General features: G+C 68.5%; 16 protein-coding genes and 1 riboswitch. Of the genes, 14 read left to right on the plus strand and 2 right to left on the minus strand.

From position 1 onward, the window contains the following. The first annotated feature begins 1 nt into the window (after position 1). The 5 genes from ACLM5J_RS09860 to ACLM5J_RS09880 all read left to right on the plus strand — a co-directional run bounded on the left by ACLM5J_RS09860 (position 2) and on the right by ACLM5J_RS09880 (position 4250). Positions 2–781, plus strand: coding sequence for a hypothetical protein (locus ACLM5J_RS09860; protein ID WP_413656234.1), 780 nt, complete (start codon positions 2–4; stop codon positions 779–781). Between the two features lie 31 nt (positions 782–812). Continuing rightward, a complete protein-coding gene (locus ACLM5J_RS09865) occupies positions 813–2555 on the plus strand; it encodes a lipase family protein (protein WP_413656235.1) in 1743 nt (580 codons plus the stop codon). 19 nt (positions 2556–2574) lie between these two features. Next, positions 2575–3135, plus strand: coding sequence for a sugar O-acetyltransferase (locus tag ACLM5J_RS09870; RefSeq protein ID WP_413656236.1), 561 nt, complete (start codon positions 2575–2577; stop codon positions 3133–3135). A 43-nt stretch (positions 3136–3178) separates the two neighbouring features. Then, positions 3179–3637: a hypothetical protein gene (locus ACLM5J_RS09875; protein WP_413656237.1), complete on the plus strand. Its 459-nt coding sequence runs from the start codon at positions 3179–3181 to the stop codon at positions 3635–3637. Between the two features lie 88 nt (positions 3638–3725). Continuing rightward, positions 3726–4250: a Dps family protein gene (locus ACLM5J_RS09880; protein ID WP_413656238.1), complete on the plus strand. Its 525-nt coding sequence runs from the start codon at positions 3726–3728 to the stop codon at positions 4248–4250. A 64-nt stretch (positions 4251–4314) separates the two neighbouring features. Here ACLM5J_RS09880 and ACLM5J_RS09885 read toward each other — a convergent pair whose 3' ends face one another. Further along, entirely contained in the window at positions 4315–4905 is a 591-nt protein-coding gene (locus tag ACLM5J_RS09885; RefSeq protein WP_413656239.1) for a TetR/AcrR family transcriptional regulator, read from the minus strand. 118 nt (positions 4906–5023) lie between these two features. On the opposite strand from ACLM5J_RS09885, the gene ACLM5J_RS09890 reads away from it, so the two are divergent. The 5 genes from ACLM5J_RS09890 (at position 5024) to ACLM5J_RS09910 (ending at position 8516) form a co-directional block, all read left to right on the plus strand. Further along, positions 5024–5227: a hypothetical protein gene (locus ACLM5J_RS09890; RefSeq protein ID WP_413656240.1), complete on the plus strand. Its 204-nt coding sequence runs from the start codon at positions 5024–5026 to the stop codon at positions 5225–5227. Positions 5228–5263: 36 nt separating this feature from the next. Then, positions 5264–5680, plus strand: coding sequence for an HIT family protein (locus ACLM5J_RS09895; protein ID WP_413656241.1), 417 nt, complete (start codon positions 5264–5266; stop codon positions 5678–5680). A gap of 56 nt (positions 5681–5736) precedes the next feature. Then, a complete protein-coding gene (gene fabG / locus ACLM5J_RS09900) occupies positions 5737–6516 on the plus strand; it encodes a 3-oxoacyl-ACP reductase FabG (protein WP_413656242.1) in 780 nt (259 codons plus the stop codon). A gap of 176 nt (positions 6517–6692) precedes the next feature. Next, positions 6693–6859: riboswitch (cyclic di-AMP (ydaO/yuaA leader) on the plus strand. 4 nt (positions 6860–6863) lie between these two features. Next, entirely contained in the window at positions 6864–7427 is a 564-nt protein-coding gene (locus ACLM5J_RS09905) for a C40 family peptidase (protein WP_413656243.1), read from the plus strand. Between the two features lie 93 nt (positions 7428–7520). Then, positions 7521–8516 carry a DUF3048 domain-containing protein gene (locus ACLM5J_RS09910; protein WP_413656250.1) on the plus strand — a complete coding sequence of 332 codons (996 nt, stop codon included), beginning with the start codon at positions 7521–7523 and terminating at the stop codon, positions 8514–8516. On the opposite strand, the gene ACLM5J_RS09915 is transcribed toward ACLM5J_RS09910, so the two are convergent. Further along, on the minus strand, positions 8509–9201 hold the full coding sequence (locus ACLM5J_RS09915; protein WP_413656244.1) for a TetR/AcrR family transcriptional regulator: 693 nt from the start codon (positions 9199–9201) through the stop codon (positions 8509–8511). The two genes, ACLM5J_RS09910 and ACLM5J_RS09915, sit on opposite strands and share 8 nt — an antisense overlap. A gap of 171 nt (positions 9202–9372) precedes the next feature. Here ACLM5J_RS09915 and ACLM5J_RS09920 point away from each other — a divergent pair, with 171 nt between their 5' ends. The 4 genes from ACLM5J_RS09920 (at position 9373) to ACLM5J_RS09935 (ending at position 12607) form a co-directional block, all read left to right on the plus strand. Further along, on the plus strand, positions 9373–9900 hold the full coding sequence (locus ACLM5J_RS09920) for a hypothetical protein (protein ID WP_413656245.1): 528 nt from the start codon (positions 9373–9375) through the stop codon (positions 9898–9900). 43 nt (positions 9901–9943) lie between these two features. Next, positions 9944–10501, plus strand: a complete 558-nt coding sequence (locus ACLM5J_RS09925) for a YqgE/AlgH family protein (protein WP_413656246.1) — start codon at positions 9944–9946, stop codon at positions 10499–10501. A gap of 79 nt (positions 10502–10580) precedes the next feature. Then, on the plus strand, positions 10581–10826 hold the full coding sequence (locus ACLM5J_RS09930) for a DUF3039 domain-containing protein (protein ID WP_343995810.1): 246 nt from the start codon (positions 10581–10583) through the stop codon (positions 10824–10826). Positions 10827–10930: 104 nt separating this feature from the next. Further along, the gene (locus tag ACLM5J_RS09935) at positions 10931–12607 is read left to right on the plus strand and encodes a DEAD/DEAH box helicase (protein ID WP_413656247.1); all 1677 of its coding nucleotides are present in this window, start codon (positions 10931–10933) and stop codon (positions 12605–12607) included. Positions 12608–12758 lie beyond the last annotated feature (151 nt).

Consider the following 12758-nt stretch of genomic DNA (forward strand, 5'->3'; position numbering starts at 1 on the left):
CGTGCGTCGGCGCGGTTGGTGGGTGGTGCTGGCGCTGGCGTCGGTGCTGCTTGCCGGGTGCGGCGAATCGCGGATGAGGCTGATCGAGCCGATCGACCAGCGGGCCGTCGACGAGATCTGGACGATCCTGGACGGCGTCGGGCCGGCGCCGGAGTTCGGCCAGGATCTCGCGGCTGTGCCCTTGCAGGCGACGACGAAGCCGGACGTCTACCTCGACAGGACGCCACGCTTCCAGGCCGAGCTCGACAAGGAGCGGGCCCGTTCCGGCACCACGTTGGAGCGTGAACTCGCCGCCGAGGCCGGCCGCTATCTCTGCTCGGCGCTCAGCGGCGGCGGGATGCAGTTGACGAAGGCCCAAGCCGTGGTCGGGTACTTCGAGATCACCGAGGTTGACGCGGTCCCGCTCTTCTTCGCCGCGCTCCGTGGTTTCTGCCCGGACGCGAAGAACAGGTACGTCAGCCTGACCTATGCCAATCCGGTCAAGGACGAACCGACCACTACGGCGCGGATCGACGCGGCGCGGTTCTTCTACGTCGACCTCTTCGGTGGCGATGCTGAGGCGTTCGATTCGATCCGTCCACGCGCATTCGTCCGCACGGGCCGGAGGATCTGCGCTTTCGATTACGCCGCCGGAACGCCGTCTCCCGAACAGCTCCGCACCTGGATGCCGCAGTTGCGCGCGGGAGACTGGCAGGTCTTCCAGATGGGGGTGGTCAGCGCCTTCTGCCCTGAGCAGGTGGATCCGTTGCTCGCCGATCTCGGGATCCTCAACGAGCTGTGAACAGCGTCGCCTCGGTCAGGAGAAGAAGCCCGTGAACGCCCACCGTCTCTGGAGCATCGGGGTCGGCGCTGCGGCGACAGCCCTGGGGCTGGTCCTGCTCGCGCATCCTTTCAGCACCTTGGAGATCCTGGTCTGGTTGCTGGCCGGCTGTCTGGCCCTGATCGGTATCGCCGACATCGCGACGCCGCCGGCTGCTGCCCGGGCGGCGGAGGCTCGGAGATGGGGCTACGTGCGCGGTGGGCTCCTGCTCGTGGCCGCACTCGTCCTGCTGGTGGCGATGGGCTCCGCGATCACTACGCTGGCCGTGGTGGTGGGCATCGCGCTGGTCGCGGACGGCGCCCTCCGCGGTTGGTGGGTGCTGGCGCTCGGGCACGGCCTCCGGGCCCGGATCACCGAGTCTTGTTTCGCGGTGAGCAGCGCGGTGCTGGGCATCCTCGCCCTCTCCTGGCCGGATATCACTCTGGTCGTCCTGGCGATGTTGGTCGGGATTCGTGTTGCCTGGTGGGGAGTCAGCCTGATCTGGGACGCCGTGCGGGGCGAGCGAAACGAGGCGGAGGCGGCTCGCCCGCGGCTGTTCACGGCGCTGCTCAGCCTGGCTCTGGTGCTGGGGCTTGCGGGGCTCAGCAGTGTGCTCTCCGACGACAAGCCCGAGGTGGACGCGTTCTACACCCCGCCTGCCACGGAAGCGGGCGAGGACGAGCCTGAGGCGGGCACGCTGCTGCGTGCGGAGCCGTTCACTCGCGGCCTTCCGGCAGGGGCCCGCGGATGGCGGATCCTCTACACCACCACGCGATCCGACGGAGTGCCCGCCACCTCCAGCGGGCTGGTGGTGGTCAGCGCCACCGAGCGGGACGAGCCGCGGCCGGTCGTCGCCTGGGCGCACGGCACCACCGGCGTCGCCCGCCGCTGCGCCCCCTCGCTGGCTGCCGAGCCGCTCGCTGCCGGCGCGATGCCGGCGGCGGCCGACGTCGTGGAACGCGGCTGGGCGATCGTCGCGACCGACTACATCGGGCTCGGTACCCCCGGCCCGCACCCGTACCTGATCGGCGATCCGTCGGCGCGTGCGGTCCTCGACGCGGTCCGCGCCGCGCGCCGACTCGACGGGCTCCGACTGGCTCAGAAGGCCGTTGTCTGGGGACATTCGCAGGGTGGTGGCGCGGCGTTGTGGACCGGTCAGACCGCGCCGACCTACGCTCCCGACGTCGAGCTGGCCGGGGTCGCCGCGTTGGCTCCGGCCAGCGACCTGACCCGCCTCGTGACGGCGCTGGACGACACCTCCATCGGCGGTATCTTCGCGGCGTATGCGATCAGCGCCTATGCCGCCGTCTACGACGACGTCGCCTTCGCCCGCTACGTACGCCCGGCGGCTCGCCGCACGATGCGGTCGTTGGCGAGTAGATGCCTCGCCGAACGTGCGGCGATCGCCTCGGTGGTGACCGCGCTGGGTACCTCGGCGCAGAGTTATCAGCGTCGATCGCCGACCACGGGGGCGCTGGGGCGTCGGCTCCGGGAGAACACCCCCGATGCGCCGATCCCGGCACCGGTCTTCCTGGCTCAGGGGCTTGCCGACGTGCTGGTCACGCCGGCGGCCCAGGACGCCTATGTCGCCGCGCGGTGCACGGCCGGCGGCAGCGGGCCGTTGCGCTACCAGCGCTACCCGGCGCAGGACCACATCAGCGTGATCGGCTCGGCCTCGCCGATGGTGGCCGACCTGTTGGCCTGGACCGAGGCGCGGTTCGCCGGTGCACCGGCAGGCACCACCTGTCCGTCCTAGGCCTGCGTAGGTTGGCTCCATGAGCGATAAGTCGATGCGAGAGCGGATGCTGGCCGGTGAGCTCTATCAGGCCGACGACCCGGAGCTCGCCGCCTTGCAGGAACGTGCGCAGCGGTTGAGCCACCGGATCAACAGCGCCGACCCGACCCAGGTCGAGACGTTGCGCGCGCTCTTCGTCGAACTGCTCGGCGACTTCGGGGAGGACGCCTTCATCCGGCCTCCGTTCCACTGTGACTACGGCAGCCGGATCCGGTTCGGGGCGCGTTCGTTCGCGAACTTCGGACTGACGGTCCTCGACGTCGCCGCGGTCACGATCGGTCAGGACGTGCAGCTCGGACCGAGGGTCCAGTTGCTCACGGCGACCCATCCCTTGGCGCCGCAACCGCGACGCGACAAGTGGGAGTCGGCGGCGCCGATCAGCATCGCCGACAACGTCTGGCTGGGCGGTGGAGTGGTGGTCTGCCCAGGAGTGACGATCGGCGAGAACACGGTGGTGGGTGCCGGCGCGGTGGTCACCTCAGACCTACCTGCCGACGTGGTCGCCGTCGGCGTACCGGCGCGGATCACGCGTCGTCTCTGAGATCGGCTTCGCGCGCGCGGAGTCGTCTGGGACGATCCTCGGCGTGGATCTGCTCTATCTCGTGCAATGGCTCGGCTGTGTGACGGCGCTGGCTGGTGGCGTCGTGGTCTTCTGGCAACCTGAGGAGAAGCCGTTGACCCGACGTCGGCTGGCGGCGTTGGTCATGACCGGCCTGGTGGTCGTGCTCGCCGTCGCGCGTTGGGGGGTCCTGGACGACTCCGGCATCGGGGCGGAACGTGCCACCGCGGTGACCGGGCAGGTGGGCTTCGCCGCACTCGTCGTGCTGGCGCTCCTGCTCAGCGCCTCGGCGTTCTCGTCGCCGGCGGCGCGGCGCGCGCATCGTCGCGCCGCTGGTGCGTTGTGCGCCGGGTTCGCGGTGGCGGTGAGCGCGACGCTGCAGATCGACCTGGTGGGGGAGTCCTGGACGCAGACCCAGTGGATGTTGCTGGTCGGTCAGGTACTCGGCTGCGCGGCGCTGGTTCTGGCCCAGGACGAGAACTGAGGGCAGCCTTCCCTCTCTGGAATCATTCCAGAAAAGCTGGTTAAGTGGGGAACGTCCACGAGAGCCATACCCCAGGAGGGGATTCGCGATGACCGACATCGCCCACGCCACCAAGCACGTCAGCCGTCCTGCCTTCAAGGCCACGCCCGCCCTTGCCGCCAACCTGCAGGCCGTGCTTGTCGACCTGACCGATCTGCACCTGCAGGGCAAGCAGGCCCACTGGAACATCGTCGGTCCGAACTTCCGCGACCTGCACCTCGCGCTGGACGAGGTGGTCGCTGCGGCCCGTGACTTCGCCGACACGGTCGCCGAGCGGATGCGTGCGCTGTACGCCGTCCCTGACGGCCGTTCCTCGACGGTCTCGCTGAACACCAGCCTGGCCGAGTTCCCGGCCGGCGAGGTGATGACCAGCGAGGCGATCGACCTGATCGTCGACTCGCTCTACCGCACCGCGGGGACCGCGCGTCGCGTGCACGACGACGTCGACGCAGAGGACCCGACCAGCGCCGACATCCTGCACACGGTGCTCGAGCGTCTGGAGCAGCTTGCCTGGTTGATCGATGCGGAGAACCGCAACGCCACGTCGAGTGAGCCGCGTCCGATCAACGGCTGAGCTCCCGCCGACTGACAAACGCCACGGGCGTCGAGACCTCTCGACGGCCGTGGCGTTTCTGTGTTCAGTGGGCGGTGCGCGCGCCGGCCACCTCGCCGAGGATCAGCCGTACCGAGTCGGTGACGAAGGTGGCCCGCTCGTCCTCGCTGCGGAGTAGTCCGCCGATCAGGACGCCGTCCATCGCTGCGATCACGGTGGCGGCGCGGCTCTCGGCCCGATCGACGCCGAGCCGGGTGATCACGTGCGCGATCAGCTCGATCGCGCGGGTGCGTTCCTCGGTCAGCGGCTGCGCGAGCTCGGGGTCGCGCGCGGCCTCCATGCTGAGTTCGACCCGGGCGAGGAGGAGGGACGGCTCGCCGAGCCAGGTCTCGAAGAGGCGGACCACGGCAGCGGTGCTGGCTTCGTGTTCGCCTTCGAGGGCGAGGATCGAGTCGGCGATCTCACTGAGGTCGGCGCGCAGCAGCTCGGTGATCCTGAGGGCTACCGAGAGTTGGAGCGCGCGCCGCGTTCGGTAGTAGGCCGACGTACTGCCTTCGGCGACCCCGGCGGCGCGGTCGACGGCGCGATGAGTGAGTCCGCGCAGGCCCTGTTCGGCGATCACGGTGATCGCGGTGTCGAGGAGCAGTGTCCGGCGGTCGGAGGCTGGGCGCGGCATGAACCTCTTCTATCAGTCGGATGTGGGCGGCGGCACACGAGGCCGGAGTTGAAAGCTGCGTTCTACAGGAGTAGATTCTACGGATGTAGGCACTACAGATGTAGAAAGGTTGCTGGAGATGACCGTCGAGATGCAAGAACAGATGACCGTTGTTGCCGATGTGCTGTTCGTGATCACCGCGCTCGCTGTGGTGGTGGCTGCCGTCGCCCTGGTGGTGACCGCGTTGGGTACCCGTCGTGAGCGGATCCAGCGTCACCAGAGTGTCCGCTCGTTCTACCTCCCGCGTCTGAGCCCCGCTCTCGAAGCGCACCGCGCCAGCTGACAGACCCGCGGAGGGCGGCGGGGTTAGCCTGCGGAGATGGACTGTGTCTTCTGCGCCATCGTCAGCGGTGCTACTCCGGCGGAGATCGTGCTCGATGAGCCGGAGCTGCTGGCCTTCTTGGACCAGCGCCCGGTCTTCAAAGGCCATGTGTTGCTGGTTCCCAAGACACACCACGCGACACTGATCGAACTGCCGGCCCGATTGCGCGATCCGTTCCTGGCGGCGGCGCAGCGGTTGGCCGCCGGTGTGGTCGAGGCGTACGGCGCCACCGGCTCTTTCGTTGCGATCAACAATGTCGTCTCCCAGTCGGTCCCGCACCTGCACCTCCATGTGGTGCCCCGGACCAAGGGCGACGGCCTGCGCGGCTTCTTCTGGCCGCGCCACAAGTACGCCGACCTGGCCGAACGCGCCGACTATGCGACCCGGTTGCGGCAGACGCTTCGGCAAGGGTGAGGTCGGCACTTGGTTAGATAGGCCACAACTGACGCCTATCACCCAGGAGACGACACATGGCGCGCTTTGACGGACGTATCGCAGTTGTGACCGGCGCCGCTCGCGGCATCGGCTTCGGCACCGCCACCCGGTTCGCCGAGGAGGGTGCTGCGGTAGCGATCCTCGACCTGGCTGTCGACGCCGCCTCGGACGCCGCGGCTCGCCTGGCCGAGGCGGTCCCCGGCGCGCGGGCGATCGGCGTCGGCGCGGACGTCAGCGACGCGGCCTCGGTCGACGCCGCGGTAGCTCGGATCGTCGAGGAGTTGGGTGGCATCCACATCCTGGTGAACAACGCCGGGATCACCCGCGACAATCTGCTCTTCAAGCTCACCGAGACCGACTGGGACCTGGTCATGGACGTCCACCTCAAGGGTGCGTTCTTGATGACCAAGGCCGCGCAGAAGCACTTCGTCGAGCAGCGGTACGGCAAGGTCGTCAACCTGTCGAGCATCTCGGCGCTGGGCAACCGGGGCCAGGCCAACTACTCGGCCGCCAAGATGGGCATCCAGGGCTTCACTCGCACGCTCGGTATCGAGCTCGGTCCGTTCGGGATCAATGCGAACGCCGTCGCGCCCGGTTTCATCGCCACCGAGATGACCGACGCCACCGCCGCCCGGCTGAAGATGGACGTCGAGGAGTTCCGCGCGCTCAACGCCGAGCGGAACCCGGTCCGCCGGGTCGGTTTCCCGGCTGACATCGCTGCCGCGGTCACCTTCCTGGCCAGCGACGAAGCCTCTTACATCACCGGTCAGACGCTCTATGTAGACGGAGGCAGCAGCCTCGGATCGGGCATGTGATCGACGTTCCCGAGAGGGGATCAGGCGGACCCTGACAGCGGGTGTGGCGACGAACGTCACACCCGCAAAATGGGGTATGGAGTTGGATCTCGCGCGACGACGTGCTTATCGTCCACGCCGCACAACTCCATCATCGCGTGTCCGGCAAACGCCGAGTCCTGCCCGGCCGGACGCGCCCGCATTCTCAACAGAATTTTGGGCAGGTGTGGGGGACCCACAGGTTCCACGCGTGGTCCGGTGATCCGGACCCGCTCGGGGTGAAGCCGTCGTCAGCGATGACCCGGCGGGGCACTTTCCAGCCCTAACCCGACAGCTCACCTCACAGGCGTGGGAAAGGAAACTTTGCTATGTCTACGAGCAAACGTCTGCTCATGCCTGCCCGCGTGCTGATCACTGCGCTGGCGCTCTTCACCTCGGTCTTCGTGGTGGGCTCGCCCTCCTCGCACGCGGCCACCGCTGCCGAGCAGGGCGCCACCACTTCGGTCGCCGCCAAGAAGCTCACCAAGGCCCAGAAGCGGAAGGCCGCCAAGCGCGCGGTCTCGCGCAAGGCCCGGACCGGCCTGGCCATCGCCCGTAAGCAGATCGGCGACCCGTACCGATATGGCGCGGCCGGCCCGAGCGCCTTCGACTGCTCCGGTCTGATCCAGTACAGCTTCCGCCGCGCCGGCTTCAAGTCCATCCCGCGCACGTCCGGCGCCCAGGCGGCGTTCACCAAGCGCCTGTCCCGTAAGGCGATGCGTCCCGGTGACCTGATGTTCTTCCACAGCGGAGGTCGGGTCTACCACGCTGCTGTCTTCCTCGGTCGCAAGCACGGCAAGATGTTGATGGTGCACGCGCCGAGCACCGGCAGCCGGGTCAGCATCGCCAGCCCGTGGACCAACTCCTGGTACCCCGGCACCCTGCGTCGCTGACCGACCGTTGGGCGCGCCTCCCCGCGTAGCCTGGTAGCGGACTGCAAAATCGTGGGCGAGTTGTCGCCTGCCGAGGAGAATCCTGTGCGTTCCATGCGCTCTGCTGTTGTTACCGCTGTCCTGGCGAGCCTGGTGCTCGCCGGCTGCGGGGGAGGCGACGACAAGGACGGCTCCGGCGCCAAGCCGGAGTCGCCCGCCGCTTCGACGCCGGCGGAGCCGGACACCTGGCCGTTGACCGGCCTGGAGTTGCCCGAGGGCAAGTCGGCGGACCGTAAGCACCCGGTGTTGGTGGCCAAGATCGACAACACGGCCAGCAGCGCGCCGCAGGTCGGCCTGGGCAAGGCCGACCTGGTGGTGGAGGAGCTTGTCGAGGGCGGCCTGACCCGCCTCGCTGTCTTCTTCTACAGCCAACTCCCCAAGCAGGTGGGCCCGATCCGGTCGATGCGCGCCTCGGACATCGGCATCGTCTCGCCGGTCGACGGTCAGATGGTGACGAGTGGCGCGGCCGGTCAGACCATCGCCCGACTGAACAAGGCCGGCGTCAAGTTCCACCAGGAAGGAGCACCCGGCCTGAGCCGCGAGTCGTCGCGGCGTGCTCCGTACAACGTGATGGCCGACCTTTCGGTGGTTGCCAAGAACGCCAAGGTTCCTGCCGCTCGCCCGACCGACTACTTGCAGTGGGGCACCGCTGCCGAGCTGCCCAAGGGGCAGGTCGGCAAGAACGTGTCGGCGAGCTTCGGCAGCCACACCACCACCTGGGCGTTCGCCGACGGTGGCTACCACAACCAGAACACCTACGCCGCTGACGGCGACGAGTTCGTCGCCGACTCGGTGCTTGTGCTGAAGGTTCGGATCGGCGACGCCGGCTACCGCGACCCGGCCGGCAACCCGGTTCCGGAGACCATGCTCGAGGGCAAGGGTCAGGCGATCCTGTTCCACAACGGTCGCGCGATCCGGGCCACGTTCGAGAAGGACGGCTTGGACGGCACGATCCAGCTCAGCACGAAGAAGGGCTCGATCAAGGTGCCGGCCGGCAAGACCTGGATCGAGCTGGTTCCCGCCGACCGTGGTGAGGTCACCTTCAGCTGACGTCCTTGGGGGTACCAGGGTCGGCGAACTCGACGCCCTGGTCCACCAGACTGCGCAGGCCGGCGAGGATGAAGCCGATCGCCGCCTCGACCCGGGCACTCGCCACTTCGGGGTCCGGGTCGGTGGCGACACTCTCGCCGGCGGCGTTCAGCGCACCGTGGAAGATCCGCGCGAACGTGTCGATCATCGGTTCGTCGAGTTCCCAGGTGCCGGCGCTCAACACGTTGTTGACGATGTCCAACACGATCGCGAACGAGGAGTGCTCCTCCTGCTCGCGGTACCGCTCGTAGCCGAGGACCGCCGGTCCCTCCTGGACCACGACACGGCGATAGCCCGGCTCCTGGACGGCGTGCAGGAAGGCGCTGAGCGCGGCCTGCGCCTTCTCCCACGGGTCCTTGCTGCCCTTGACGGCGCGGTTGATCGACTTCTTCGCAGCCTGTTCGACCTGCTCGAAGACTGCCTCGAAGAGCGCCTGCTTGCCGCTGTAGTGGTGGTAGAGCGCACCCTTGGTGACCCGGGCACTGGAGACGATCGCATCCAGCGAGGTGGCCGCGTAACCCTTCTCGGTGAAGAGGCGGGCGGCGGCGTCGACCAGCGCTCGCCGGGTCGAGGCCGAGTACTGCTGTCGCCGACTCGCGCCTGGGAGGTCGGCGAGGATTCGCTTGGCGGCGGCGGATTTGCTCATTGCTGAAGTCTAGGCCGGGCGTCGCGCCTGTGTCTGACAACTTCGCCCGTCGCTTGCTCCGCTCTGCAGCGGGTGCGTGCGCGACGTCACGCCGACTCCGGTTGCATACTCTCGGTATGTCTACGTACTCTGAGTACGTACTGGCGGTATGTGAACGAGAGGAACGGCACCATGACCTGGGATACCTTCCATCGCCGCGGCGAGGTTCTTCGCCGCATCATCGAGACGGCCGACCTGCGCCGTGACGGCGAACTGCCGTGGGACGTCGACGGCGCACGCGTCGTCTTCAGTGACGACATCGACCTGCTCGGTGCACTCCAACTCCGCTGGCACACCGCCTTGGCCGGCCAGATCGAGACCGCGCTCGCCGATCAGCCGGTCGACCTCGAGGCCGCGGTCGTCGGTGCCTGGCGTGCCGCCGTCGCCGACCTGCCGGGCGTCAGGCTGATCCTGGACGCTTACCGCGCCCACCCCGCCGACGCTGAGATGGAGCGGATGATGTCGGCGGCCAGCGCCAAGGAGCGCCAGATGATGGCGCTGATGGCCGGCCTCGCCTCGCGGCTCGACCTCGACGCGCACGGTGCTCGTCGCGGCGAACTGCTGGAGCGCAAGGCGCGTGAGGGGCTCCAGTTTCCGGCCGCCGTCGTGCCGACTCCGCGCGGCTTCCTGGACCGACTCAAGGCCGCCCTCGCCGCCTGATTGAGGTTTGCCTGTCGGCCCGGCCGAGCGGCATCCTGGGGACATGCAACTTCCCCGTGTCGGCGACCTCCTGGTTGCCGCACCTGACCTACAGGACCCGAACTTCGCGGGCTCTGTGGTCCTGATCGTCGACCTGGACGAGGAGGGCGCGCTCGGCATCGTGCTGAACCAGGCGACGCCGTTGCTGGTCGCCGATGCGCTTCCGCAGTGGGCTGACCTGGCCTCCGAGCCGGGGCGACTCCATCGCGGGGGCCCGGTCGGTGTGGACGGGGCGTTGGCCCTCGGCTGGATCCGCGAGACCGGGACCGATCCCGTCGGGTGGCAGCAGATCGTCGGCGATCTCGGGCTGGTCGATCTCGACACGCCGGTCGAGGTGATGGAGGGCGCGCTCGTCGCGTTCCGGGTCTTCGTCGGCTACGCGGGCTGGGGGAGCGGGCAGCTCGAGAACGAGATCGCCGAGGAGAGCTGGTACGTCGTTCCGGCCGAGGCGGGTGACGCCTTCGTCGAGGCGATCGAAGAGCTCCGCAGGCACATTCTGCGCCGCCAACCCGGCGAGCTGGCCTGGGCCTCGACCCGGCCCGCGGACCCTGGCCTCAACTGAGTGGTGAACACCTCACCGGCTGTGGACTGACTCGGAGTTCTCCGGTGACTGGCATAGAGTGGAGCCCGTGAGTAACCCGATCGGATTTGGCCAGACCGACGTCCTCGAGGACCGCCGCACGGTGCCGGTGGACGAGGGCGATCACGAGCGGTTCTCGCACTATGCGCCCAAGGACAAGGTCACTGAGGCGATGATCATGGGCACCCCGGTGACCGCACTCTGCGGCAAGGTCTGGGTGCCGACGCGTGCGCCGGAGAAGTTCCCGGTCTGCCCGACGTGCAAGGAGATCTGGGAGAGCCTGCCCAAGGGCGGGGACGCCGAGTGACGGGACGACCTGAGGTCGTCCCACCGAATGCGCTGACTCCGGCTTGGCCGGACCGTGCCGCTTGGGGCACGGCCGGTTCGCTGCGCGCTTGGCAGGCGGCGGCGATGACGAAGTACTTCGAGCGCTCGCCGCGTGACTTCCTCGCCGTGGCGACGCCGGGGGCAGGAAAGACGACCTTCGCACTCATCCTGGCCAACGAACTGCTGGCCCGCCGGGTGATCGAGCGGATCACCATCGTGGCACCGACCGAGCACCTCAAGACGCAGTGGGCCGAGGCGGCCGCCCGGGTGGGTATCGCCATCGATCCCACCTACTCGGCAGGGCAGGGCAAGACCTCCAAGGACTTCGTCGGGATCGCCGTCACCTACGCCGGTGTCGCGGTCAACCCGTTGGCGATGCGGCTGCGCACCGAGCGGTTCAAGACGCTGGTCATCATGGACGAGGTGCACCATGCCGGTGACGCACTCTCCTGGGGCGACGGCGTCCGCGAGGCGTTCGACCCGGCACACCGTCGGCTGGCGCTCACCGGAACCCCGTTCCGCTCCGACATCAATCCGATCCCGTTCGTCACCTACGCACCTGGCGATGACGGCGTCCCGCGTTCGTTGGCCGACTACACCTACGGCTACTCGCACGCGCTCGCCGACCACGTCGTCCGTCCGGTCCTCTTCATGGCCTACTCCGGCGAGATGCAGTGGCGGACCAAGGCCGGAGACGAACTCTCGGCACGCCTCGGCGAGCCGATGACCAAGGATCAGCACCAGCACGCGTTGCGGACCGCGCTGGACCCCAAGGGTTCGTGGATGCCGGCGGTTCTGGAGGCAGCCGACAAGCGGCTCTCCGAGGTCCGGCGGCACGTGCCAGACGCCGGCGGACTGGTGATCGCCTCGGACCAGGAGTCGGCGCGCGCCTACGCCAAGTTGCTGCGCGCGATCACCGGCGAGGGCCCCACGCTGGTGCTCTCCGACGAGAAGGCGGCATCGAAGAAGATCACCAAGTTCTCCGACTCCAACGACCGCTGGATGGTGGCCGTCCGGATGGTCTCCGAAGGCGTCGACGTGCCACGGTTGGCGGTCGGTGTCTACGCGACCACGATCTCCACCCCGCTCTTCTTCGCCCAGGCGATCGGCCGCTTCGTGCGTGCGCGCAAACGGGGCGAGACGGCGTCGGTCTTCCTGCCGTCGGTGCCGCACCTGCTGGAGAACGCCTCCCAGATGGAGGTCGAGCGCGACCACGTGCTGGCGCGGAAGAAGAACGACGACGGTGACATCTTCGCCGAGGAGCAGAACCTGATCGACGCGGCCAACGCCAGCGAGGGTGTGGCCGACGATCTTCTCGGCTCCTTCGAGGCGCTGGACTCCTCGGCGGTCTTCGACCGGGTCCTCTACGACGGCGGCGAGTTCGGTCACTCGGGCGAGGTGCATGTCGGCTCCGAGGAGGAGATGGACTTCCTCGGCATCCCCGGTCTGCTGGAGGCTGACCAGGTGCGCGACCTGCTCAAGGCGCGTCAGGTCGAGAGGGCAGCCAAGCAGCGTGAGGTGCCGCGCAAGCAGGCCGACACGGTGGCAGAGGTCAGCACCCATGAGCAGCTCGCGGTGATGCGTCGTGAACTCAACGGCCTGGTCGCCGCCTGGTACCACCGCACTGGTCAGGCGCACGGGATCACCCATGCCGAACTGCGCAAGCAGTGCGGCGGCCCGGCTGCGGCGGTCGCCACCGCCGACGAGTTGCGGGCCCGGATCGACAAGATCCGGGACTGGGCGGTGCGTCAGACCTCGTAGCAGGCCCGAGGTCGAGCTTTGTTCCGGAGGTCGAGCTTTGTTCCGGAGGTCGAGCTTGTCGAGACCGGTTGCGGTGATCTCGACAGGCTCGATCACCGGGGTTCGAGACCGGTTTGTGGTGATCTCGACAGGCTCGATCGGCGGGGTTCGA

The sequence above is a fragment of the Nocardioides sp. Bht2 genome, assembly GCF_047308515.1.
Classification (GTDB): Bacteria; Actinomycetota; Actinomycetes; order Propionibacteriales; family Nocardioidaceae; genus Nocardioides.